Source organism: Microcoleus sp. T3_A4 (genome assembly GCF_036700465.1).
Classification (GTDB): Bacteria; Cyanobacteriota; Cyanobacteriia; order Cyanobacteriales; family Microcoleaceae; genus Microcoleus.
The window spans coordinates 1-23,207 of the sequence record NZ_JAUBOY010000046.1 but is presented as its reverse complement, the minus strand read 5'-3'; the positions used below and the strand labels follow the sequence as shown (position 1 = coordinate 23,207).

Here is a 23,207-nt window from a genome sequence, read left to right as displayed (position 1 = left end):
AGTCGTAAATTTTGACCCTACCCCAACCCTCCCCGCGGGTTCGGGGAGGGAGTAAGAAATTCACAAATGATTTAGGATTGCTATAGCTGGGTGAGATTATTGATGAATAAATGTTTCAATTATCTTGACAAAGTGGATTTTTTTAGATAAAGCAGAAGTAGATAGATAGCTCGATCGCTCTTTGACAAGCGATCAAATGGCGATCGGAAAGAGAAAGCTTTCTAGAAAGCGAAAAAATCAGAATTGAACAGCTAATTTTTGGGTAAATTTTAATGGTAAATGGCAGGTGCGTGCCACAAAAACCTTTGCGGGTTGCTGCAAGCCACGAAAGATAGAATTTCACTCTCCGACCTACAGACTCTATTTGTAGAATTGGCATCTGCCCGACTTGCTCAACCCTCCTGAGTAGAAAAAAAGACTCCTTGGGCAAGTTGGGAATTTGTAGCGAAAAACGATAAAAATCTGAGTTTAAAAATGCCCGAAAATAAGTTAAGCTTAGATGAGAACGGTTGAAGAGAAATCAAGATGTTGCAGCGACACCCTTGGCCGCAGACAGTTGAAGAGGCGATCGCCATTCAAGAACAGCTTCGGTCAGAGGTAATTACCGAAAATCAACTGGACACAGTTCGGTACGTCGCCGGTGTAGATGTCGGCTACGACAGTGCAAACGACGTATCGCGGGCCGCTGTAACAGTTCTGAGCTTTCCAGACTTGCAATTGCAGCAGCAAGCTGTGGTTCGCAGTCCTACAACTTTTCCTTATATTCCGGGTTTCCTGTCTTTTCGAGAAGTGCCTGCAGTTCTCGAAGCTTTAGAAAATATCAGTTTGAGGCCAGACTTGATATTGTGCGACGGTCAAGGACTAGCCCATCCCCGCAGATTCGGTCTTGCGTGCCATTTGGGGGTGTTGACCGGGATTCCCACGATCGGAGTTGCCAAAAATCGATTTATTGGAGAACATTCAGAAGTCGGACTCGACCGGGGCAGTTGGCAACCCTTGCAGCTAGAGGGATCAACGGTAGGCGCAGCGCTAAGGACGCAAACAGGGGTAAAACCGATGTATGTTTCGATAGGTCATAAGGTAAACTTGATAAGTGCGATCGAGTACGTGCTGCGCTGCGCCCCAAAATATCGCTTACCAGAAACAACTCGATCGGCAGACCAACTAACATAGGGATCAGTGGCAAGCGCGGAATGCCTCAAAAAAAAAGTAAAAAGACCAAAAAAGCATCCGTCTTTGGACTTTTAATTTTTGAGGGGGCGCGGTTAAGTCGAAAAATCCTATGAGTCTACTGCCAATCAGCTTTCGGTTCCATCCTTCCAGCGAACTAAAGAATGACTATACCTGAGAAAGAGGTATAAAAGTTGGGGGGTTTATAGAATGATTGAAAGACAGTAACCAGCTTAAAAAATTGGCGGCTCTAACTATAGTGCCCGGGCGTGAACTATTTTTAGTTCACATTTGTAAGTTATGAAATATTCATTCTGCGAGTTAAACCAAAAGCTTAGATTCGTCTGATGAGGTTTCATAATTTACCGTCGGATATCTCACCACTGACTGGGAGTAACCACGACAGTGGGAGGCGAAGGCGCGATCGAGCTAAAAAATCAGAAAAAAACAAGGAGACAGTCATGGCTGAGAAAAGCAAACGCGGATTCGCTTCTATGGATGCAGAAAAACAGCGCGCAATTGCTAGCAAAGGCGGAAAAGCTGCACACGAGAAAGGAACTGCACACGAATTCACCTCTGAAGAAGCCAGACAAGCTGGTCAAAAAGGTGGCGAAGCTGTCAGCAGAAATCGTGAACATATGGCTCAAATTGGTCGCGAAGGCGGTCGGAAAAGCCGCAAGAGCGAAGCTTAAGTCTCTCAAGGCTGGCCCTGTAATGAAAGATTGCATAGTTGCAGCGTGAGAGATACCACTAGGACAGTAAACGTTTGAGGAGGGGGGCGATCGAAGTTACCGAGGTAGTTCGATCGCCCAACCTCCAAAATTCGTCACTAGCGCACAACAGCCTCGCCAAGGTGAAAACCCCCCAGGAATTAGTTGTTAGCAATCGCTGGCAAATCTTGAACAGCAATTTTTTAACGAAGCTGCACTGCGGTCAATATTTTTGCGGGAAACAAAAGCTGACAAGCGCCATTAAGTCTCTCAAAAAAAGCCAATAGGAGCACTAAAAGCCCCGAAGTCAGGGCTTTTTTGTATAGGTGCACATAATATTTTTAGAAGTGCGATCGAGTCGGCGTCAATAATTCTAATTAAGTTTTTTGGTGAGGAACTCCTTCCTCAAAATAAATCAGCTAATATTTTTTTATTATATTTTTGAGCAAACTATACAATCATGACAAACCAGCTAACTTTAGCATGGACAGAAGCTGGGGTGCGTCAAACTCGAACAATTCAAAACGGACAGCCGAGCAAAAATCCGGGAACCGTGAGGCTAGGGCGCGATCCGGCGAAGTGCGATCTAGTATTTTCGCATCCCAGCGTATCGGGGCTGCACGTTGAAATATTGTTTAATCAGGAATTGCAGGAGTATGCAGTGCGGAATTTGCGCGAAAGCAATCCGCCCCTGGTAGATGGGAAAATTCTCGCCCAAGGCGAAGCAAAATTGAAATTGGGAAGCCACATCCATTTAGGGCAAGTGCAAATCGAGGTGGTAAATGTCACGGAGGTGCAGGTAGCCGCGCCCCAGACAGTTTTGCTGGGGCCTCCCGCACCTGGTAACTTTCAGCCGACGGGGTCTTCAAAATATGGTTTGCAGTGTCCCAAATGCAGCCGAATTGCGCCTTACGCACAGTTGAATGCGGGGTGTCCGTGGTGCGGTACTTCTTTGGCGGCGGCGGCGAGTGTGATGATCTCTCCGTGAAAGTTTGAAAAACTCACATCTTGCACCATTCTCGCTTAACAGGCTTTTCGGCCTGTTCCACAAAGAGTGAATTTTCTTGTGGAACAGGCCGAAAAGCCTGTTCATAAAAGGCTAATTGACAATGGTGCCACATATGAGAAAAAGGGAAAATGGGGCTATCCGCTAAACACTCTCAACTTCAAAAATCTTTTTTTGCAGAAAGCTCAAAGCCGATGGCTGATGTTTAAAAAATAATCATGAATTCTCAACCCTTGCGCCTGCGACTGACTTGGACAGATACACCTACGGGGGATTGTCGATCCCCCATACTCGACTTACCCATCGCTTTGGGACGAATTTTTGAAGCTATGCCCGCCACTATCAACGGGAAACGAGTTTCTCGAATTGCCCTCAGCAGCAGTCAAGTTTCTCGCTTTCATGCAGTGATTGGCAGCGAAGGTAACAGTATTTTACTTACTGACACGGGTAGCCGCAACGGTACTTTTGTTAACGGCATTCGCCAAACCCGTTGCGTGCTGGCAAACGGGGATATGCTGCAAGTTGGGCCCTACGCGATCGGCATTTCTTTTGCTGTTAATTCCCTAGAAACGCCGTCGGTCAATTCTCACATTTTCTTTAACCCGCAGACCAATGGGCCAGACCCCGCGTTGGGGCCGCAAATAATGTCGCAGGTTTCTCAAACAAGTAGTAGGGGAGAATTTCCGCCGATCGCATTTTTGCACGCTTCTCAAGTGTCAATGCGATCGCTCCAATCTATGGGACTCCCTGTGGCAGAAGTAGATTGGGCTGCCGTTGGTGGCGGTTTGGGCAGCTTTATTTGGGTGGATTTGCTGAGAATTTGCGGTGTGAAAACCGATCGAATTGCGGTTTTGGGCATGGAAAACCAGCCTTACGCCCGCTATCTGCGTCTGTGCCTAAATTCTCAAATTCCGCTGCGGGAACGCCTACGCTCGAATTCTGACTCTTGTCCAGACAACATTTGGGGGTGGCCTCCCTATGCTTTGCGGGAAGCTTGGCAGGAATTGCTCAAAGGGCGTTTGGGGATGTCGTTGAAGTTGATGTGGCAGGTGTTTGCTGAACCGACTTTTGCCGAAACTTATACGCCTCGCGCGGGGAATGTGTTTGATTCTATTGACAGGGAAGTCGATCGAATTGGGTGGAATCAGATGTTTCGCTACGGTAGAGTGCGGGGAATTCGCAAAACAGATGACGGCAGGTACGCGATCGCTTATTCTCGATCGAATGCGGATCACCGCGACCACGCTTTTTTAATCGCCAAATACGTACACTTAGCCACCGGCTATCCCGCCATTCAATTTTTGCCAGATTTGCAAGCTTACCGCGAAAAAACCCAGGATTTTGAGTTGGTTGTCAACGCTTACGAAAGCCACGACGGCGTTTACGAAAAATTGGAGGCTAGGGGCGGCAGCGTGTTAATTAGAGGCCGGGGAATTGTGGCTTCGCGGGTGGTGCAGCGAATTTACGAAGCGCGACAGCGGAACGGCAACATTCAAGTATTGCATTTGATGCGATCGCCCAAACCTCAAGGTAACAAATTTAAACTCGCTGAGCGAAGAGTCGAAAATCACTACGAATTTCAACCTTTCAACTGGCCGAAAGCTTGCTGGGGCGGGGAACTCCGCGTACTTTTGGAACAAGCCGCCCCGGAATTGCGGCCGCAGTTGCTCACCGACTGGGGCGGCACTACCACAGCCCAGCGCAGCGACTGGCGGCGGATTGTCAAAGAAGGCTTAAGTCAAGGATGGTATCAAATTACCTTCGGGGAAGTCGAGCGAGTCGAGCGCGACAGTCAAAACCGCACGGTGACGTACATTCAGGAGAAGGAACTTAAAGGGCAAATTAAGTTAGAAGCTGATTTTATTATTGATGCTACGGGTTTGGACGCTAAGGTAAAAACCAGTCCCTTGTTAAACGATTTGGTAGCTCAATATAATCTTCCCCTCAACGGTTTGGGCCGGCTGAGTGTTAACAAGGATTTTGAAGTGCCCGAATTGCGAAATTCTTCTGCTAGCAACACAGAAGGCCGGGTATACGCAGCAGGCGCGATTACTTTGGGGGGGCCTTACGCGCCGGTAGACAGTTTTTTGGGCTTGCAATACGCCGCCTTGCGAGCGGTTGAAAGTCTGGCCGCCAACCGAGTTGCTGGTGTGCGGAAATTGAGCGTTTGGCGATCGTTTGTGCAGTGGTTGAAATGGATTTTTAATAAATCTCCCGACTAACTTGAAGGAGGAAGTTCGGCAACAAGCAATGTAGGGGATTTAATAGATTTAAACAAGCTTTGCTTTCAAACTAAAATCTAAAATCTCAATTCAAAATCGAACAATTTTGCCATGTAATCTAAAATCTAAAATCTAAAATCTAAAATCGCATGACTCCCACATTATTTGGTCGATGGCAAACTCGAATATTATTATTTGCAACTGTAGGCGTTTTAGCAACATTGCCATTTTTTCTAGGTTTAATTACCTCCCAATCAGGCTCAGTCTTTTTCTGGATTTTAGGGTATGTAGCGATTTTTGGCATCGGCTGGGATGCTTTATATATTTACATCCAACAGTTCCGCTGGGATCGAGATTGGCCCGGCGCGTTTCAATTACTCGCTGGGATTTGGGAAGCACTTTTTGTGTTATTTTTAATCAAAATTATCGGTTTGCCGGGGATACCTGCACAAGATTTTGACTTGGGAGCTTTTGCTTTGCATTATAGTTTAGTGTGGCTGGCTATTTATCTGGCATCCCAAACACTGATGCGGATTTTGTTTCCCCACTGGCGTTTCCGAGGTGGTCAATGGTTGTAATAATATTGTGTGATTTTTGTGATGCCTGTAGGGGCGGGTTTTACAAATAATAATCGCCTCAAATTAATAATTTCATAAACCCGCCCCGGTCAATTACCAATTACCCATTCCCAATTCCCATGCCCAATTCCCAATTCCCCATCCCCTGTATATTCTCATTTTTTTCGGGTTCTGGCTTGCTCGATTTGGGCTTTGAGTCGATCGGCTTTAATGTAGCGTATGTCAATGAAATTTTCCCACCTTTCATGCAAGCATACCGCTATTCTCGGCAGTGCATGAATTTGCCGCTACCAGAATACGGATATGGCGAAGAAGAGGAAGCAGATGTAACTCGACTTGTAGGGGGAGAACCAGCTTTTCGCCTGCGGGAATTGATGCAGGATGCCCGCAAGCATCACGATATTGTGGGATTTATCGCGGGGCCGCCTTGTCCTGACTTTTCTATTGGTGGCAAAAACCGAGGTGGGGAAGGAGATAAAGGTCAACTTTCAGCTTCATACATTGAATTGATTTGTCAGCAGCAGCCAGATTTCTTTTTATTTGAAAATGTCAAAGGTTTGTGGAGAACAAAAAAACATAAAGCTTTTTACGACGCGCTCAAAAATCAGTTGGCTGATTCGGGATACGTTTTTGCCGAACGTTTAATTAATGCGATAGAATATGGTGTCCCGCAAGATAGGGATAGAATTATTTTGATTGGGTTTAGAAAAACCCTTGTCAAAAATCTGGGTATTTCCCTAGAGAAAAAAAGCCAAATGTTATCCGAAAGTTTATTTCCTTGGGAAAGTCAGATATTATATCCCAAATCAGAAATTTTTTCTCATCTTTGGCTTGATAGAACAGCCTTTGTAGAGGATGGTTTCCTGCCTTGTCCTGATGGCATTCCCCAAGATTTAACGGTAGAATTTTGGTTCCAAAAAAATGACGTTCTCAACCATCCCAATGCCAAACACTATTTTCAACCCAAAGCAGGCATTAAGCGGTTTGCTTCCGTTGATGAAGGAGATGATTCAAAAAAATCTTTCAAGCGATTGCACCGGTGGCGTTATTCCCCGACAGCTTGTTACGGCAATAACGAAGTTCACTTGCACCCTTACAAACTTCGCCGGCTTTCTGTTGCAGAAACCCTGGCTATTCAGTCACTGCCAAAAGATTTTGCACTGCCGGAAAAGATGACGTTGACTAATATGTTTAAAACTGTTGGCAATGGGGTTCCTTATTTGGCTGCACAAGGTATTGCCAAAACAATCTTACAGTTTTTATCTAACTAAAAAAACCGAATACCCAGATACCAGACTTCGCCGAATTTGTCGGGTATCTAAAAGTCTTTGTAGTGCTAAGGGGCGCATTGCGTACCCTACAATTACTAAAATTCCCAATAACCCGACGTATCTCGTTTAACATAGAAGTGTTATAATAAATTGTTAAGGTTAAAAACCTATATTTTTTATTTGCCTGCAATTCGCCATGACCGTTAAACCCCGCCGCTATCACATCACTACTTTCGGATGCCAGATGAATAAAGCCGACTCGGAACGGATGGCCGGCATTCTGGAAAATATGGGCTTTGAGTTCTCGGAAGACCCGAACGAAGCTAGCTTGATTCTCTACAATACTTGCACAATTCGCGATAATGCCGAACAAAGAGTTTATTCTAACCTCGGAAGGCAAGCTCATCGCAAGCGCCAAGAACCGGGTTTAACTTTAATTGTAGCTGGATGCGTGGCGCAGCAGGAAGGTGAAGCGCTGCTGCGGAGAGTGCCGGAATTAGACTTAGTAATGGGGCCACAACACGCTAACCGACTTGAAGATTTGCTGGAACAAGTTTTTGAGGGCAATCAAGTTGTGGCCACTGAAGCTGTTGAGATTATGGAAGATATTACTAAGCCGCGCCGCGACAGCAAGGTGACTGCTTGGGTGAATGTAATTTACGGCTGTAATGAACGCTGCACTTATTGTGTTGTCCCGAATGTTCGCGGGGTTGAACAGTCGCGAATGCCGGAGGCAATTCGCGCTGAGATGGAAGATTTGGGCCGTCAAGGTTACAAGGAAGTAACTTTGTTGGGGCAAAATATTGATGCTTACGGACGCGATTTGCCGGGGACAAAACCGGACGGCAGCAACCAGCATACTTTGACGGATTTGCTTTATTTTGTGCAGGATGTGCCTGGTGTCGATCGCCTCAGATTTGCTACTAGCCACCCGCGCTATTTTACGGAAAGATTGATTAAGGCTTGTGCTGAATTACCGCAGGTTTGCGAACATTTTCACATTCCTTTTCAGTCGGGAGATAATGATATTTTGAAGGCAATGTCGCGGGGTTATACTCAGGAAAAATACCACCGAATTATTGATACCATTCGCCGTTATATGCCCGATGCTTCGATTACTGCGGATGCGATTGTCGGTTTTCCTGGGGAGACGGAAGCCCAGTTTGAGAAGACTTTGAAGTTAATCGAAGACGTTGGTTTCGATTTGGTGAATACTGCGGCTTATTCGCCTCGCCCTGGGACGCCTGCGGCTTTGTGGGAAAATCAGTTGAGTGAGGAGGTGAAAGCCGATCGCCTGCAACGAATCAATCATGTAGTCACAACAACAGCGATGGAACGATCGCAGCGCTATTTCGGACGCACTGAAGAGGTTTTGGTGGAAGTCCAGAATCTCAAAGATCCAACTCAGGTGATGGGACGCACTCGCGGCAATCGTCTCACATTTTTTAAGGGCGATATTGCAGAATTGGCGGGTAAAATTGTGCGGGTTAAAATTACAGATATTCGCGCTTTTAGTTTGACAGGGGAAATGCTTTAAATAGCACCGGAATGAGATAGGGGACGGCTTACTGGTGAACTCTTCTAAGAAGATGTAATTTTTTTTACCGCAGAGAGCGCAGAGGACACAGAGGAAGAGTGGAAGGGAGGAGATAAGTAGTCTTAAAGCGGTTCGTATGTGCCTTAGTTGCGCTCTCTGCGTGTATATTTGTCGAAAAGTCCTAGGAGTAGTGAAAAATGACAATGATGCGGATCGGGCTATTGTTCGGGGGGCGATCGGGCGAACACGAAGTCTCAATTAGTTCGGCGCGGGCGATCGCCCGTGCCCTCGCTGCTGACGAAAATGCCTCTAAATACGAAGTTCTGCCCTTTTACATCCAAAAAAACGGCCGCTGGCTGTCGGGAACATTACCTCAAGAAGTCTTAGCCACCGGAAAACCTCTGGAAATAGAACAACAAACAGCACAAAACGACTCTCCTGCTGGACAGTTTCCTAATTTTAATGCTGTAGATGTTTGGTTCCCTGTTTTGCACGGGCCAAACGGTGAAGATGGTACGGTGCAAGGATTGCTGAAATTAATGCAAGTTCCTTTTGTCGGTTCCGGGGTTTTAGGTTCGGCGCTGGGAATGGATAAAATTGCGATGAAAATGGCTTTTGCTCAGGCTGGTTTGCCGCAGGTAAAATACATCGCTGTCAACCGTTCCGAAATCTGGTCTAATCCTTGCGTTTTCCCCAAACTCTGTGATAAAATTGAAGCAGATTTGGGCTATCCTTGCTTTGTCAAACCAGCCAATTTGGGCTCGTCTGTGGGAATTTCTAAAGCTCGATCGCGCGCTGAATTAGAAGCAGCTCTCGATAGCGCCGCCAGCTACGATAGGCGGATAATTGTCGAAGCGGGTGTGGTTGCTAGAGAATTAGAATGTGCAGTTTTAGGCAACGATAATCCCAAAGCTTCAACGGTGGGAGAAATTAGTTTTCAAAGCGATTTCTACGACTACGAAACTAAATATACCCAGGGGCAAGCCGACTGCTCAATCCCGGCAAAAGTCAGCAATGCGATCGTCTCGCAAATCCAAGAAATGGCAGTACAAGCATTTTTGGCTATAGACGCGGCAGGTTTAGCGCGAGTAGACTTTTTCTACATTGAATCAACCGGAGAAGTTTTTATTAACGAAATCAACACTTTTCCCGGCTTTACAGCTACCAGTATGTATCCGCAAATGTGGGCAGCGGACGGCATTTCTTTCCCGGAATTAGTAGACCGTTTAATTCAATTAGCTCTCGAACGGCACGGGGAAAAAGGTTGAACCCCGCGCTGCAAACCGCTGCAGTGCCAACCGAAAATAAATTATTTTCGCGGGTAATATATCCATACCAGCGGAAACGATATAACATAGTTGTGGCAGGCACTGCCTGCCAGCAACCCAATTTACCCTGGCAGAGCAACTGAGGATTTTCAGCAGTCGGGTATAAATAAATGCACTATAAAATGGTTAACGGAGAAGGGCAAATAGCAGTGTCAATCTCACATCTTGCATCTCAAATTTTAACTCGGTTAACTTAGATGAGACGTTTCACTCAACTGCCGCAGTGGTGGACTTACGGACTGGTATTTCCCCTAGCGGTACTCAACTGCTGGTTAGCCCTCCTAGTCTTTGAATATTTTCGCGCCCTGATTACAGTTTTGGTAGTGGCTACAGTGCTGTCTTTTTTGCTAGATTATCCAGTGCGCTTTCTGCACAGATACGGCTTGAAGCGCGATCGAGCAGTTTTGTCGGTATTGTTTTTGACTTTACTGGTATTGGTAGTTTTAGGTGTAACTCTGGCCCCGATTCTGCTAAACCAAATCACTGAACTCGCCACCAGACTGCCGACTTGGATAGTTTCTGGCACAGAACAGATTGAAGCATTCCACAATTGGGCAGAAAATCGCAATCTCCGCATTGATGTCAGCGGTTTGACTACCCAATTGAGCGATCGACTTTCATCTCAATTGCAGTCTCTCACTGGCGAAATTCTCAAATTTGGCTTGGGTGCTGCAGACAGCCTGTTGAATTTCCTCCTCACAATAGTCGTGACATTTTACTTGCTCTTGCACGGCGATCGCGTATGGGAAGGATTGTTTAAATGGTTTCCCTCCAAGCAGAGCCTTCAATTGCGAGAGTTGCTAGCGCGAAGCTTCCACAACTACTTCGTCGGCCAAGCAACTTTGGCGGGATTGATGGGATTGTCTATTACTGTTGCTTTTTTAATTTTGCGAGTTCCCTTCGGACTTCTGTTCGGTTTGGGAGTGGGTGCAATGACTATGATTCCCTTCGGGGCACCTTTCAGTATTTGCATTGTCAGTTTGCTGATCACCTTAAACAATTTTTGGCTCGGCATCACAGTTTTAGCTGTCGCTACAGTAATTGAGCAAATAATTGAAAGCGGGGTTGCTCCTCGGTTATTAGGCGGTTTTATCGGCCTCAATCCTGTGTGGATTTTAGTGGCGCTGCTGGTGGGGGTTAAGGTGGCAGGAGTAGCAGGTTTGTTAGTGGCTGTGCCGATGGCTGGTTTTATTAAGAATACTGTTGATGTTTTGGAAATTTCGAGGAACAAGTCGAGGGAAATCGATTCGGTTAGTTCCATTGAACCTATGGAGCAATAATATTGCAAACTCCGTTTTTATCTCAAATTTTAACAGAGTTTTGGTCGGCTATTTTAAGTTGGTTTAGTTGATATTTTAGCTTGAGGGTTTACAGTTTTTTTACTTCCTGCTTTAGGTTTAGGCTTTCCGCCTGCTTTAGCTAATGGCATGGACGCAGGCGGTATTAAAAACCCGGTTTCTACCTTAACGTTGATCGCTCACAACGAATATTTGGCGTAGAAACCTGGGTTTTTGGAGTCCAGGGTTGTTGTTGACTTCGGATATCAATCCTGTGAAATTTTCACGGGAAATGCGGAATATGCGAGCTGGCTACCGTAGTTTATATTATCGCACTCACACAGCAATTCACCAGTGCCGACTCAGCTCGATCGCACTCAAAAGCTGGAATCAACACTTTGCTTACGACTGTCCGGTTTCTACCCCACCTGGTAGGGTAAACCCCACCAGTCAAACAAACATCACAAATGCTTGAATTAAAATTAAAGCTCCTTTACTTCTAACTTAATTACAGTAGGTGCTAAAAATGCAAAACCATAATTATAACTCTCGCTCTAACTGCCATCAAATCAATACTATGTCAACCAAAAATATGCCTGCTACCACTGTGACTTCTCGCCGTTTTGCTTTACCGAAAAAACTGGCTTTTTTATCCCTTATTTTACTCGGCTCCACCGCAACTGTTGGCTGCAACGCCCTAACTTCTAAAGTTCCTGGAAGTTCTAACGCCATTCAAGCTGAACCTTCAAGTACAGCGCCAATCTCAGCATTGCCTGCAAATATACTGCCCTCTCAAGACTCTAATTTTGTTACTAAAGTTGTGCAGGAAGTCGGCCCGGCGGTAGTGCGGATTAATTCTTCTCGCACCGTGACGAACCAAGTTCCAGATGAGATACCTGAGCAATTCCGCCGCTTCTTCGGTTCCGAATCTCCGATTGCACCGGGAAATCGAGTAGAACGGGGTTCTGGTTCGGGTTTTATTTTTGGTTCCGACGGTCGCATTTTGACTAACGCTCACGTCGTTGACCGCGCGGATACGGTGACGGTAAAACTGAAGGATGGCCGCGAATTTGTCGGCAAAGTTTTAGGCGTCGATACAGTTACTGATGTGGCTGTTGTTAAAATTGAAGCTAACAATTTGCCTGTGGTGAGTTTGGGCAAATCTGAAGAATTAGAGCCGGGAGAATGGGCGATCGCGATCGGCAATCCCCTCGGTTTGGACAATACTGTGACTGTGGGAATTATTAGCGCTACAGGCCGTTCTAGCGCCGATGTCGGTGTTCCCGACAAGCGCGTCAGCTTTATTCAAACCGACGCTGCGATCAATCCCGGCAATTCTGGTGGGCCGCTGCTGAACCAGCGCGGTCAAGTTATCGGCATGAATACGGCGATTATTCAAGGCGCTCAAGGATTGGGTTTTGCTATTCCGATCGATCGAGCACAACAAATTGCCGACCAATTAGTAACAGTAGGAAAAGCCGAACATCCTTATCTCGGCGTTCGGATGTTGAGCATTACTCCCGCAATCAAGAGAGAATTTAATCAAAATCCCAACACCAAATTGAGGCTGACTGAAGATAAAGGCGTGTTAGTTTTGGGAGTTGCGAGAAATTCTCCGGCGGCACAAGCTGGAGTTCGCGTTGCCGATGTGATCAAGAGAATCAATGGTGCAGAAGTCAGCGATGCTGGCAGCGTACAGCAAATTGTCGAGAAAAGTACAGTGGGCAGCGATCTGCAGCTTGAATTAAGCCGCGGCGGACAACCTGTTACTGTGGCGGTGAAAGCGGGTGCTTTTCCAGCGGATCAGCAGCGGTAGAATTGTTGATTGAAACTCATATGTTGCACCATTGTCAATAATCCTTTTAGGAACAGGCTGGACGGCCTGTTCCACAAGAAAATTAATCTCTTGTGGAACGGGCATCTTGCCCGTTTTTGAGAATGCTGCAAGATGTGAGTTTTAACTCGTTGCACCATTCTCAATTAGCCTTTTCTGAACAGGCAAGATGCCCGTTCCACAAGAAAATTTACTCTTTGTGGAACAGGCATCTTGCCTGTTCTTGAGAATGCTGCAAGATGTGAGTTTTAACCGAATTGTGCTGTGAGACGGGGGTTTAAACCTGCGGCGGGATGTCGGGGGTAGTCATTATAGTAAGTTACCATAATTTATATGGGTTATTAAGAGGTAGAAAAATGGCTAACATTAATCGGAGGCGTACTGAAAATATTAACGGTAACTTTTATGTAGACAATACCTGCATTGACTGCGATACTTGTCGGTGGATGGCACCTGAAGTATTTACTCAAGCGGGAGAACAGTCTGCGGTTTACCGCCAGCCAACTAATGAAACTGAAGAAATGCGATCGCTCGCGGCTCTTTTGTCTTGTCCCACAAGTTCGATCGGCACTGTAGAAAAACCCAAAAGGATCAAAGAAGCCCAGCAACTGTTGCCCGCACTCGTAGCAGAAAATGTCTATCACTACAGCTACCACTCAGAGAAATCCTACGCCGCAGCCAGCTATTTAATTGTCCGCCCCGAAGGAAACATTTTAGTTGATTCTCCTCGTTTTGTGCCGCCGCTAGTCAAAAACATAGAAGCAATGGGCGGCATTCGCTATATGTACTTGACTCACCGCGACGATGTGGCCGATCATCAACAATACCACGATCATTTTGGGTGCGATCGCATTCTCCATGCGGACGAAATTAACGCTGATACTCGCAGTGTAGAAATTCAATTGTCGGGCAGCGAACCGCATCAAATAGCCGATGATTTGTTGATTATTTCTGTACCTGGTCACACGAAAGGTCACACAGTTTTACTTTACAATAACAAGTTTTTGTTCACCGGCGATCATCTTGCTTGGTCGGAAAGTTTGCAGCAGCTAGTTGCCTTTCGCGAAGTCTGTTGGTATTCTTGGCCAGAACAAATCAAATCTATGCAGAATTTGGCTAATTATGACTTTGAATGGGTGTTGCCGGGACACGGCCGCAGGTATAATGCCGATCGACAAACCATGAGCGAGCAAATGCAAAAGTGTGTTGCTTGGATGCTTGATGCTTAATGCGATCGGCTTCATAACTCCGACTCAGCCAGATTCATTTGACCCCGGTAGCCTGTGAAAATCCGACTGCCATCTTTGAGAATATGAATCTCCATCTGATCGCTCGCCCAAGTGAGTTGATCCTGAAGCGCAGGATTGAAAAGATGTACGCGCTGGTTGCTGGAAGAAACGAGAGAATCGGGTGAGTGGACTGCCAAAGACTGCACATAGGCACCATCGATTAAAATATCGAGTTGTTCCAGCAAGTCCTCAACACCAGCCGGCCTCTGTTCCGATCGCAATTGTTCTAACGTGAAGCCAGTAAACGACATGACATTTAATCCCGCTGCTTTCACTTGGCGTGCCAAATCTGCCAAGGCTGGAGCTTGCCAGAAGGGTTCTCCGCCCGAAAACGTGACACCTCGATTGCGAGGATTGCTGAGAATCTGCTGAGCAAGAACATCAACCGCAATTAATTGATTAATCTCAAAGGACCAGGAAGCCGGATTAAAGCAGCCTGGACACTCCCGCAGACATCCTTGCACCCAGATCACGGCTCGACAACCGGGCCCATTCACTTCCGACTCGTCTACATATCCCATGATGTTGAGATAGCCTGGGGGAATTTCTAAAAGCTGAAAATATGGGTTTGTTTTCTGAGGTTTCATAGCTTCTCTGCCTCTGGTTTTAATGATGGGTAACGCACTGGAATTCCTATGACACGTTCAATGCGATCGCCAAAAACCTGTAGCACTTCAGGATGGACTTGCTTCAGTTGCCTTGTCGGATATAAACAGGCATTGGGCGGATCATTCCCTCGTGCTTCTAGCTGATGCGTTAGGGGGCAAAGTCGCGTCGGCGTGTTGAGTTGGATTTCGTCCGGCAGTAATGCTTGCATCCGGCGGATGTACTCTGCCCGATCCTGTTCGTTCCACTCGGTAAGTAGCATCGTCTGAATTGCCAGGTGTCCTGAATAGAGTTGGCGAAATTGGAGGAGACCGGCCCAAATGTCCTGGAGGTGGATGGTTGGCATGGGGCGATTGATGCGACAGAATGATTCAGCAGCAATGGCATCAACTTTGACAGCTACCCAATCGGCGATCGCCAGTTCCTCACACACCGCGCGATCGCCCAGCAAACTGCCGTTGGTCAATACCCCAACCGGCTTCCCGGTCATCTCCTTCGCCATAACCAGAATTTCGCCTAAATTCAGCGCCAGAGTAGGCTCACCGCTACCGCTGAGGGTGATGGTGTTCACATCGCCGACAGGGAAGGATTGCAGATCCTGTTGAATTTTCTGAGTCGGGACAAAAATTTGGCGGTTGCAACTCTGGTGCTCAATCTCACCTAACTGGCAATACACACAGTTAAATGAGCAAGTAGAATCTGGGCCGATCGGATCAATTCCTAGCGATCGCCCAAAGCGCCAGGATTGCACGGGGCCGTAAACAGAAGTGAAGGGTTTAGTGACAGTAGACATGGCTTCATGTCGCTCTCCAATTTTATGAAGGTGTACCATTTTGAGCAGGTGGCATCACCACTTTTCGGGCGACACCCAATTTCTTTAACAGCCAAATTGCCCACCAGGTCGGATCGTACTCCCACCAGCGCCAGCCTGCTTTGGCAACGTTAGGATGGGCGTGGTGGTTATTGTGCCAACCTTCGCCATAGGTGAGAATAGCCGCCCACCAAAGATTGCGGGAGTTGTCGTTTGTGTCAAAGGTACGGTATCCCCACAGGTGAGTGACCGAGTTAATAAACCAAGTGCTATGCCAGAGTAAAACAGCTCGGACAAACATACCCCAGATGACAAATGACCATCCCCCCAGTGCATACAGCAGTAGCCCCAAGGGGATTTGCAGCAGCAAAAAGTTTCGATTCAGCCAGCAATAAAATCGATCGCGTGTCAGATCGGGGGCAAACCGCTGGTACTGTTCATAATCAAAGAATTCTGAATGGGGGTAGAAAATCCACAGCATATGGCTCCACCAGAACCCCCGACGGGCTGAGTAAGGATCTTTATCGACATCCTCGGTATAGGCGTGGTGTAGCCGATGACCCGCCACCCAGAAAATTGGCCCTCCTTGCAAAGCAAAAGCACCGATCAGGGCGATCGCATATTCCAGCCCTTTAGGAACCTGAAAACTGCGATGGCTCAATAGGCGGTGATAGCCCAAACAAATGCCAATACTGCCAAATAACCAGTGCAAAAAGAGAGTCATACCCAAGGCAGACCAGGAGAAGCACCAGGGGGCTAAGAGGGCGAGGGCATGAATAGTAGTGAAAAAGAAGACAGCAGTCCAATCCAGCGGAACTCGAGTCGGAGTTGTTGGCAACAGTTTAGCGGTCATTAATTACCTCACAAAACAAAAAGTTTGGGAATAAACATGAGAAAAAGCAATCGCTGTTATAGCAATCCTTGCAGGAGTGGTAAACTTTTTACCCCACCCCAACCCTCCCCGAACCCAAGGGGAGGGAGTAAGAAATTCACAAATGATGCGACGATTGCTATACCAGTCAAATAAATGCGCCCATTTGGTTAAACTGTAAATCAATCCCAATTCCAAGCGTGACGTGCTACTCCACAGTGTTTAGCTAACATTACGTGCTGAGAGTTATTTAGTTTCAATTCGGTTTTGAAGCCGAGTAGCATGGCAATTCTTTAATCCATTCTCTAAATGCTTGTGACCTATTCCCACCTTGGTGGTCGGGGTAGGCTTGAAGTTTGTCTAACTCGGACGCTGGGCGAGCAAAGCTTTAAACCATCAATCTCTCTGGCGTGACATACACTTTTGTCAGATGTGGTCTTCTTGTAGCCGATATTAGACCACATTTAATTACTAAAAACCCTACAGAAGCAGAACTTGCTTTAAAAAGCCTACCCACAATTGAGAAATAATGGGTAGGTTTGTCAAAGAATCAAGTTACAGTTTCTAGCCCTCTGTATAGACGTGGCGAATCACTTCAGCTATTTCCTCAATGGGTGCTTTCTTGCGACAATAACCTTCCGCTTGTACAGTCCACGCATCCAAGAGTATTCCACTCAGCTCAAGCAAGCTGCTAGATCGGCATCAGGGGTGGTAATGGCCTGCAAGTTATATTTTTCCGACAGAAGCTTGAATACATTGGGAGAAATAAACGCCGGCAATGTCGGCCCTAGACGAATGTTTTTAATCCCCAAATGCAAGAGAGTTAGCAAGACGGCTACTGCCTTTTGTTCATACCAGGACAGAATCATGGAAAGGGGTATATCGTTGACACCTACCTCAAAGGCATTGGCTAGGGCTACAGCAATCTGAATCGCGGAGTAGGCATCGTTGCACTGACCAACATCCATCAGGCGGGGTAGTCCGTCAATGTCGCCCATTTGTCGATCGAAGAAGCGAAACTTACCGCAAGCTAGGGTGAGCACGACACAATCATCAGGTACTTTTTCTACGAACTCGGTGTAGTAGTTGCGATCGGGTTTGGCTCCATCACAGCCCCCTACCAGGAAGAAATGGCGGATTTTACGCTGTTTCACAGCCTCAATGATTTTATCTGCCACACCTAGGACTGTATTGTGGGCAAAACCAACTGTGACTTCCCTGGGGGGTGCATCTTCAGTAAAGCCGGGAAGTGCCAGTGCTTTCTCAATAACTGGAGTAAAATCGGGTGTGTCATTGTCGATCGCATTCAAGTTAATCAGACCCGGATAGCCGACGGGGCCAACGCTAAAGAGTTTATCTTCATAATAGGAATGGGTTGGCATTAAGCAGTTGGTCGTAATCACGATCGCACCGGGGAACTTGCCAAAATCCTTGGTTTGGTTCTGCCAAGCAGTGCCGTAGTGACCGTAGAGATGGGGGTACTGCTGTTTTAGTTTGGGATAGCCGTGGGCTGGTAGAAGTTCGCCGTGGGTGTAAACAGTAATTCCCGTGTCTGCTGTTTGCTTCAGCAAGCCTTCGAGTTGTTTGATGTCATGTCCTGAAACCAGAATCGCCTTCCCTTGCCGTGGATTGAGGGGAACAGGCGTGGGAATTGGGTGCCCATAGGTACCGGTATGTCCGGCATCCAATAGTTCCATAGAGCGCAGATTAATGGCTCCCACCTCAAGAGCAAGATTCACCCACTCCTGCAAGCTCAAGGTCTGGTTATCGAGGGCGACCAGTGCCTCATAAATGAAACGATACACCCGCTCGTCTTCCTGGCCCACTTCGTAGGCGTGGAAGGTGTAGGAGGCAAGACCCTTAACCCCATATAGCACCGTGAGTTTGAGCGAGAAAATATCCACATTCGAGGCAGACTGACTCATGAACTGGATGGAAATCAGCTCACCCTGCTCAACCAGGCTATCCTCAAAGTTGGGTTCAAAGTCGGAAATTGCAGCCCAGGTAGGTGGACTGTCTGTTGCTTGCTGCACTTGAGCCTTGAGGTTGGCGCGATGGGCGATCGCTTCCTGGAGATACTCAACAAACCGCTTTTCGGAAAAGTTGACATTCGTCATCGTGGCAAAGATCGCTTCGCAGGTGAAGACATCCACTGCATGAGTATCAAGGCCTAACTCTTTTGCTTTGAGGGCAATCGGAGCCAACCCGCGCAGATAATAAATCAGCAGATCTTGGATAGCATTCACCTGGGGACTTTTCCCACAAGCACCAAACTGATGGCATCCTTGTCCGCTTGCTGTTTGTTCGCATTGTTCACAGAACATTGATTTTTCCTTGTTGAATTGGTTATAATTTACGCAACAACTCGGTTATGAAAGTATTTATCCGTCCCTAACTATGTTAACTAATCTGAGTTAACAAATATGACGACGATTCATAGGGACTTGGAAAACCGTTTGCTTGAGTGGGGGATGAGATAGCTATCAAACACCGATGCAATATTGCGAATTAGCAAGCGGCCGATCGCCGTTACTTCAATGCCATCGCCCCAACGTTTGATTAACCCATCGGCTTCTAAGGCATCAAGTTGTGGCAAAACCTGAGCGAAATAGTCATTAAAATCGAGATCGAAGCCGAGATGGTATTTTTCTTCCAAATCTTGCACGGACAGTTGGAATTGACACATCAATTCCATGATTACTGTGCGCCTAATCAGATCGTCCTGATTAAGTATAACACCTTTTTCGATAGGTAATTCACCCGCATCGATAGCCTGATAAAAGTCTTTCAATCCCTTGTGGTTTTGGGTATACACATCCTGCAACATACTGATGGAAGTCATGCCAAAGCCCAACAGATCCGATTCGGGCTTAGTGGTATAACCCTGAAAATTACGATGTAGTTGCCCAGCTTGTTGCGCGATAGCTAGTTCATCATTGGGCTTAGCAAAGTGATCCATACCAATAAACACATAGCCATTTTGCGTCAGTTGGGCGATCGTACTTTGCAGAATTTTCAGCTTTTCGCCCGCAGTCGGCAAAGCAGATTCCGGCATTCGTTTCTGAACCGGTTTGAGCCAGGGAACATAGGCAAAATTAAAGACGGCAATGCGATCGGGATTTAATTGCAAGGTCTTCTTTACTGTTTCCTGGAATGTTGCTTGTGTCTGGAAAGGTAAGCCGTAAATCAAATCCACATTGACACTTTCAAACCCTGCTTCCCGCATCCAATCCATCACATCAAACAACATCGCTTCGGGCTGCACCCGATTGATCGCTTGCTGCACGATGGGATTAAAGTCTTGAATGCCAAAACTAATCCGATTGAAGCCTAATTGTCGCAAAAATAGAATATATTCGCGATCGATATAGCTAGGATTGACTTCGATCGATATTTCTGCCGCGTCATCGAACCGAAAATATCGATTTAACTGGTTCCAGAGACACTCTACCTGACTTCGATCGAGATAATTGGGAGTGCCGCCGCCCCAGTGCAACTGATGCACCAGCCGATCGGCATCCACCAAACTGGCAACTTGGCGAATTTGGCGATCGAGATAGCCTAAATAGGGTTCTACCACCTCCTTGCGCTGGGTAATGATGGTATTGCAGCCGCAGAAATAACAGGGCGTTTCACAAAAGGGGATATGGCAGTAAAGCGATAAGGGGGTTTGTTTGTAATTGCCGACGGCGATCGCGGTTTTAAATGCGTGGCGATCGAAGTCAGTGCTTAATTCTGTGGCGGGTGGATAGCTGGTGTAGCGAGGTAAAGGCTGGTTGTATTTATTCAACAATGCAGCATCAAATTCAACCGTTTGTGATAACTGTTTCATTAACTAATGTATCCTTCTGTTGTTGTGTAAATTCAGAACCCCGGCATATTTTAGAGATACGATCGATCTTGTTTTCGTGGGGGAGTTATTTCGCGACAGATTCTCGCTTGGCATGAGGGCTGCGGCCTTCTGTGCTACCGGGGCGATCTTGCCGAGTCAGCAAATCAAAGGTATGGTCTCCAATCGCCGCTTTCACATCGGCTTCGAGTTCGTGCATTACATCCTGGTTGAGGGTAAATGCCGTATTTGCTTCGGCGACAATTCGCTCGATCGTGTCAGCATCCACCGGAAATTCATCAAAAGTTTGGCGATAGCGTTCCTTAAATACTCGCCTTGCTTCTGGTGTCGAGATTTGGGAAAATTCATAGAAATTTGTTCCTTGATCCGGCGGCAGAGACAACGCCGATCGAATCACGTTTTTCAAGCTTTGTCCGCCGGATAAATCACCCATGTAGCGGGTGTAGGCATGGGCAATCAGCAGGACTGGATCGGTTGTTGAGAGGGTTTGAATGCGATCGCGATACACACAACCCGCTGGAGAAGCCGTAATTTCCTCCAGCCAATTTTCACCGTAATAATAAGCTAGATCGCAAGCCAGATTCTCAACGCGATTTAACTCAGGGAAATAGAGAGTCCCGATAATCGGGTGGTTGACATGGTTCTGCAAAGCCGTTTCTAGGGCGCTGTAAACAAAGTATAAATCGGCAAATAGTTTACGCAAAGGTTCCCGTTCCACAATGCCTTTCATAAAGCATTTCATAAATGCCGTATTTTCGGCTGTGGTGTGGGATTTCATCGTGCCTTCTCGGAGGCGTGTGGATAGATTAGTCATGGTAATATCTCCTAATTAATAGCGGTTCTGGACGATTCAGCATTAATCGAGGGCAGTAAATAAAGGCGCAACAACTGCCAGACAATCACAGCAATCCAGGGTAATTTTTGGCAAAATTGGATGGCGGCAGGGCGCTGGTTACTTGAGATTTCGGCTAGCTTCTGATTGGCGATCGCACATCGATCCAAACGGGGAAAGAATTCTGGATGGTGGGTATCTAAAATACTGGGAAACGCCCGTTTTGCCGTTTCATTGGTGTGATGAATCACCTGCTTGTTATATTCATCGGGGTCGATGCCGATCGAGTCATAAAATGTGGAGCGTTCCAACACCGTCATTGTGTGGGTGGCAAACACCGTCAGTAGGAAAAAGCGCGCCCAGAGTCTTGCCTTCCAGTTATTCCAAAGCTTAGGCTGCGATCGCAACAATGCCTTAAAGAAATCCCCATGCCGATTTTCGTCTTGGCACCAATTCTCGAAGTAGCGAAACAGGGGATAAATTTGATGTTCGGGATGTTGTTCGAGATGGCGATACACCAAAATATAGCGCCAGTAGCCAATTTTTTCCGACAGATAAACAGTATAAATTACCCATTCTGGAGGGAAGAATGTGTAGGTACGATTTTTTGTTAAATAGCCCAGATCGAGAGACAACCCAAAATCTGCCATCGCCTTATTCAAGAAACCGGCATGACGCGCTTCATCCCGTGCCAGTAAGCTAAAGGCTTCCGATAACAACGGTTGGCGATTCTTAAGTTTGCGGGAGAGTTCTTTGAACAACAGAAAACCAGAAAATTCTGAGGTACAGGAACGCTCTAGAAAGTCAATAAATGCCTTTCGCGTTTCGCCATCAATCTTGTCCCAGCATTGCTCAAACTCTTGATTGCGGACAAAATGGTGGCGGTTATAGTCCGCGCGCAATTCTGCTACAACTGCTTCTAATTCCGCTTGTTGCCCGGACAGATCCATTTCGGCAACGGCATCAAAATTGGTGGTGTAAAAGCGGGGTGTTAACAGGGTTTCTTGAACAGGTGCTTTAATGCTGGATGGGAGACCAGCAGACTCCGATTTACTAATTGAACTGACCATAGGAGTGGAGAGTGGATTGTTCGGAATTGATGACTGTGCACCACATTGCCTTAATCCGCGATCGCCCACAAGTCAGTTACCAGTGGTATCCTATAGTTACTTTAGGTAAAGCATTGAAGCCAATAGGACGCTTGAGCCATTTCTAAAGAAATATGGAAATTATCGTGAAGGCAACTGTGCAGGGAGTTTATGGTGGAAGCGAGTCAGTGCGTAGAGGTTAAATGTCCGATTCAATTTGTGCTAGACTTGTTGGACAATAAATGGTCAATTTTGGTTCTACGCGAACTGTTTGGAGGCGATCGCCGTCCCCACGAATTACTCGCGGCACTTCCTGGCATCAGCACCAAAACCCTCACCCAACGCCTCCGAGAGTTGGAATCTCAAGGGTTAGTCGATCGGCGTGTTTATGCCGAGATTCCGCCCCGTGTCGAATATTCACTCACGCCCAAGGGTCGCCAAATTCAACCGGTGATGGCAGCCCTGCATCAAGTAGGATCGCAGTGGCTGGGACAGGAGAGTTGTATTTGTCCACTAACACACTCGGATGCTGAGGACGATCGCATGGACGCTTCAGGTCTAGTTTCAGATTAAAAATGGTCAGAATTATTAATCTCTCTCTTCTCTTCCTCAGTGTCCTCTGCGCCCTCTGCGGTTTAACCATTCCGGTTATGGCGGGTGAATGCCGTGGGTTAAATTAAGTTCCGCTAAGAATTAGCCTTGGGAATAGCCACCAAAGTCATAGAATTAGCTGGGTAAGTTGCCCTAAAACCATATTTATATACTCTAAAGCCGCCGTTCCCAGTGCTAATTTTATTTACACCGTAGATGTCGGGGCTGATGGGATGTCGATCGGCTGTAAGATCAACAGATATAGTAATTTCAAATAAATGTGAGACAAATGCAAGATGATGTAAAATTAAGAAAAATTGTTAACTCGGAGCCGAA

At 46.7% G+C, this 23,207-nt stretch carries 22 protein-coding genes; 14 read left to right on the top strand and 8 right to left on the bottom strand.

Features of this window, described 5'->3' with window-relative positions:
- Positions 1 to 525 precede the first annotated feature (525 nt).
- From nfi to QUA07_RS23100, 12 genes are all read left to right on the top strand, one after another.
- A complete protein-coding gene (gene nfi, locus QUA07_RS23155; RefSeq protein WP_333329737.1) occupies positions 526 to 1,173 on the top strand; it encodes a deoxyribonuclease V in 648 nt (215 codons plus the stop codon).
- Between the two features lie 458 nt (positions 1,174 to 1,631).
- A complete protein-coding gene (locus tag QUA07_RS23150) occupies positions 1,632 to 1,862 on the top strand; it encodes a KGG domain-containing protein (RefSeq protein WP_333083789.1) in 231 nt (76 codons plus the stop codon).
- A 478-nt stretch (positions 1,863 to 2,340) separates the two neighbouring features.
- Positions 2,341 to 2,868: an FHA domain-containing protein gene (locus QUA07_RS23145; protein ID WP_333329734.1), complete on the top strand. Its 528-nt coding sequence runs from the start codon at positions 2,341 to 2,343 to the stop codon at positions 2,866 to 2,868.
- A gap of 236 nt (positions 2,869 to 3,104) precedes the next feature.
- Positions 3,105 to 5,108, top strand: coding sequence for an FHA domain-containing protein (locus QUA07_RS23140; RefSeq protein WP_333329731.1), 2,004 nt, complete (start codon positions 3,105 to 3,107; stop codon positions 5,106 to 5,108).
- A gap of 149 nt (positions 5,109 to 5,257) precedes the next feature.
- The gene (locus QUA07_RS23135; protein ID WP_333329728.1) at positions 5,258 to 5,686 is read left to right on the top strand and encodes a hypothetical protein; all 429 of its coding nucleotides are present in this window, start codon (positions 5,258 to 5,260) and stop codon (positions 5,684 to 5,686) included.
- Positions 5,687 to 5,805: 119 nt separating this feature from the next.
- Complete coding sequence (locus QUA07_RS23130) at positions 5,806 to 6,957, top strand: DNA cytosine methyltransferase (protein ID WP_333329725.1); 1,152 nt, start codon at positions 5,806 to 5,808, stop codon at positions 6,955 to 6,957.
- Between the two features lie 196 nt (positions 6,958 to 7,153).
- Positions 7,154 to 8,494, top strand: coding sequence for a tRNA (N6-isopentenyl adenosine(37)-C2)-methylthiotransferase MiaB (miaB, locus tag QUA07_RS23125; protein ID WP_333329722.1), 1,341 nt, complete (start codon positions 7,154 to 7,156; stop codon positions 8,492 to 8,494).
- 197 nt (positions 8,495 to 8,691) lie between these two features.
- The gene (locus tag QUA07_RS23120) at positions 8,692 to 9,762 is read left to right on the top strand and encodes a D-alanine--D-alanine ligase family protein (protein WP_333329720.1); all 1,071 of its coding nucleotides are present in this window, start codon (positions 8,692 to 8,694) and stop codon (positions 9,760 to 9,762) included.
- 257 nt (positions 9,763 to 10,019) lie between these two features.
- Positions 10,020 to 11,102 carry an AI-2E family transporter gene (locus tag QUA07_RS23115; RefSeq protein WP_333329717.1) on the top strand — a complete coding sequence of 361 codons (1,083 nt, stop codon included), beginning with the start codon at positions 10,020 to 10,022 and terminating at the stop codon, positions 11,100 to 11,102.
- A gap of 271 nt (positions 11,103 to 11,373) precedes the next feature.
- Positions 11,374 to 11,574 carry a hypothetical protein gene (locus tag QUA07_RS23110; RefSeq protein ID WP_333329714.1) on the top strand — a complete coding sequence of 67 codons (201 nt, stop codon included), beginning with the start codon at positions 11,374 to 11,376 and terminating at the stop codon, positions 11,572 to 11,574.
- Between the two features lie 51 nt (positions 11,575 to 11,625).
- Positions 11,626 to 12,915 carry an HhoA/HhoB/HtrA family serine endopeptidase gene (locus QUA07_RS23105; RefSeq protein ID WP_333329711.1) on the top strand — a complete coding sequence of 430 codons (1,290 nt, stop codon included), beginning with the start codon at positions 11,626 to 11,628 and terminating at the stop codon, positions 12,913 to 12,915.
- A 374-nt stretch (positions 12,916 to 13,289) separates the two neighbouring features.
- A complete protein-coding gene (locus tag QUA07_RS23100; RefSeq protein WP_333329708.1) occupies positions 13,290 to 14,162 on the top strand; it encodes an MBL fold metallo-hydrolase in 873 nt (290 codons plus the stop codon).
- Between the two features lie 11 nt (positions 14,163 to 14,173).
- Here the strand turns inward: QUA07_RS23100 and QUA07_RS23095 are convergent, their stop codons facing one another.
- The 8 genes from QUA07_RS23095 to acsF all read right to left on the bottom strand — a co-directional run bounded on the left by QUA07_RS23095 (position 14,174) and on the right by acsF (position 22,262).
- On the bottom strand, positions 14,174 to 14,809 hold the full coding sequence (locus tag QUA07_RS23095; RefSeq protein WP_333329705.1) for a 4Fe-4S single cluster domain-containing protein: 636 nt from the start codon (positions 14,807 to 14,809) through the stop codon (positions 14,174 to 14,176).
- Positions 14,806 to 15,660, bottom strand: a complete 855-nt coding sequence (locus QUA07_RS23090; protein WP_333329702.1) for a radical SAM protein — start codon at positions 15,658 to 15,660, stop codon at positions 14,806 to 14,808. The genes QUA07_RS23095 and QUA07_RS23090 overlap by 4 nt, the downstream gene beginning before the upstream one ends.
- Entirely contained in the window at positions 15,644 to 16,492 is an 849-nt protein-coding gene (locus tag QUA07_RS23085; protein WP_333329699.1) for a fatty acid desaturase, read from the bottom strand. Before QUA07_RS23085 ends, QUA07_RS23090 begins: the two co-directional genes overlap by 17 nt.
- Positions 16,493 to 16,692: 200 nt before the next feature.
- The gene (locus QUA07_RS23080) at positions 16,693 to 16,794 is read right to left on the bottom strand and encodes a helix-turn-helix domain-containing protein (RefSeq protein ID WP_333329696.1); all 102 of its coding nucleotides are present in this window, start codon (positions 16,792 to 16,794) and stop codon (positions 16,693 to 16,695) included.
- Positions 16,795 to 17,184: 390 nt separating this feature from the next.
- Positions 17,185 to 18,834, bottom strand: a complete 1,650-nt coding sequence (hcp, locus tag QUA07_RS23075; RefSeq protein WP_333329693.1) for a hydroxylamine reductase — start codon at positions 18,832 to 18,834, stop codon at positions 17,185 to 17,187.
- A gap of 110 nt (positions 18,835 to 18,944) precedes the next feature.
- Positions 18,945 to 20,342, bottom strand: coding sequence for an oxygen-independent coproporphyrinogen III oxidase (gene hemN, locus QUA07_RS23070; RefSeq protein ID WP_333329690.1), 1,398 nt, complete (start codon positions 20,340 to 20,342; stop codon positions 18,945 to 18,947).
- Positions 20,343 to 20,427: 85 nt separating this feature from the next.
- Complete coding sequence (locus QUA07_RS23065; protein ID WP_333329687.1) at positions 20,428 to 21,174, bottom strand: heme oxygenase (biliverdin-producing); 747 nt, start codon at positions 21,172 to 21,174, stop codon at positions 20,428 to 20,430.
- Positions 21,175 to 21,185: 11 nt separating this feature from the next.
- Positions 21,186 to 22,262, bottom strand: coding sequence for a magnesium-protoporphyrin IX monomethyl ester (oxidative) cyclase (acsF, locus tag QUA07_RS23060; protein ID WP_333200212.1), 1,077 nt, complete (start codon positions 22,260 to 22,262; stop codon positions 21,186 to 21,188).
- 11 nt (positions 22,263 to 22,273) lie between these two features.
- Here acsF and QUA07_RS23055 point away from each other — a divergent pair, with 11 nt between their 5' ends.
- On the top strand, positions 22,274 to 22,408 hold the full coding sequence (locus tag QUA07_RS23055) for a hypothetical protein (RefSeq protein ID WP_333143296.1): 135 nt from the start codon (positions 22,274 to 22,276) through the stop codon (positions 22,406 to 22,408).
- 43 nt (positions 22,409 to 22,451) lie between these two features.
- Positions 22,452 to 22,853: a helix-turn-helix domain-containing protein gene (locus QUA07_RS23050; RefSeq protein ID WP_333329684.1), complete on the top strand. Its 402-nt coding sequence runs from the start codon at positions 22,452 to 22,454 to the stop codon at positions 22,851 to 22,853.
- Positions 22,854 to 23,207: the final 354 nt, after the last annotated feature.

Coding starts and splice junctions, on each gene's coding strand:
- nfi (WP_333329737.1), top strand. CDS start 526: ATGTTGCAGCGACACCCTTGGCCGCAGACAGTTGAAGAGGCGATCGCC.
- QUA07_RS23150 (WP_333083789.1), top strand. CDS start 1,632: ATGGCTGAGAAAAGCAAACGCGGATTCGCTTCTATGGATGCAGAAAAA.
- QUA07_RS23145 (WP_333329734.1), top strand. CDS start 2,341: ATGACAAACCAGCTAACTTTAGCATGGACAGAAGCTGGGGTGCGTCAA.
- QUA07_RS23140 (WP_333329731.1), top strand. CDS start 3,105: ATGAATTCTCAACCCTTGCGCCTGCGACTGACTTGGACAGATACACCT.
- QUA07_RS23135 (WP_333329728.1), top strand. CDS start 5,258: ATGACTCCCACATTATTTGGTCGATGGCAAACTCGAATATTATTATTT.
- QUA07_RS23130 (WP_333329725.1), top strand. CDS start 5,806: ATGCCCAATTCCCAATTCCCCATCCCCTGTATATTCTCATTTTTTTCG.
- miaB (WP_333329722.1), top strand. CDS start 7,154: ATGACCGTTAAACCCCGCCGCTATCACATCACTACTTTCGGATGCCAG.
- QUA07_RS23120 (WP_333329720.1), top strand. CDS start 8,692: ATGACAATGATGCGGATCGGGCTATTGTTCGGGGGGCGATCGGGCGAA.
- QUA07_RS23115 (WP_333329717.1), top strand. CDS start 10,020: ATGAGACGTTTCACTCAACTGCCGCAGTGGTGGACTTACGGACTGGTA.
- QUA07_RS23105 (WP_333329711.1), top strand. CDS start 11,626: ATGCAAAACCATAATTATAACTCTCGCTCTAACTGCCATCAAATCAAT.
- QUA07_RS23100 (WP_333329708.1), top strand. CDS start 13,290: ATGGCTAACATTAATCGGAGGCGTACTGAAAATATTAACGGTAACTTT.
- QUA07_RS23095 (WP_333329705.1), bottom strand. CDS start 14,809: ATGAAACCTCAGAAAACAAACCCATATTTTCAGCTTTTAGAAATTCCC.
- QUA07_RS23090 (WP_333329702.1), bottom strand. CDS start 15,660: ATGGTACACCTTCATAAAATTGGAGAGCGACATGAAGCCATGTCTACT.
- QUA07_RS23085 (WP_333329699.1), bottom strand. CDS start 16,492: ATGACCGCTAAACTGTTGCCAACAACTCCGACTCGAGTTCCGCTGGAT.
- QUA07_RS23080 (WP_333329696.1), bottom strand. CDS start 16,794: ATGCTACTCGGCTTCAAAACCGAATTGAAACTAAATAACTCTCAGCAC.
- hcp (WP_333329693.1), bottom strand. CDS start 18,834: ATGTTCTGTGAACAATGCGAACAAACAGCAAGCGGACAAGGATGCCAT.
- hemN (WP_333329690.1), bottom strand. CDS start 20,342: ATGAAACAGTTATCACAAACGGTTGAATTTGATGCTGCATTGTTGAAT.
- QUA07_RS23065 (WP_333329687.1), bottom strand. CDS start 21,174: ATGACTAATCTATCCACACGCCTCCGAGAAGGCACGATGAAATCCCAC.
- acsF (WP_333200212.1), bottom strand. CDS start 22,262: ATGGTCAGTTCAATTAGTAAATCGGAGTCTGCTGGTCTCCCATCCAGC.
- QUA07_RS23050 (WP_333329684.1), top strand. CDS start 22,452: ATGGTGGAAGCGAGTCAGTGCGTAGAGGTTAAATGTCCGATTCAATTT.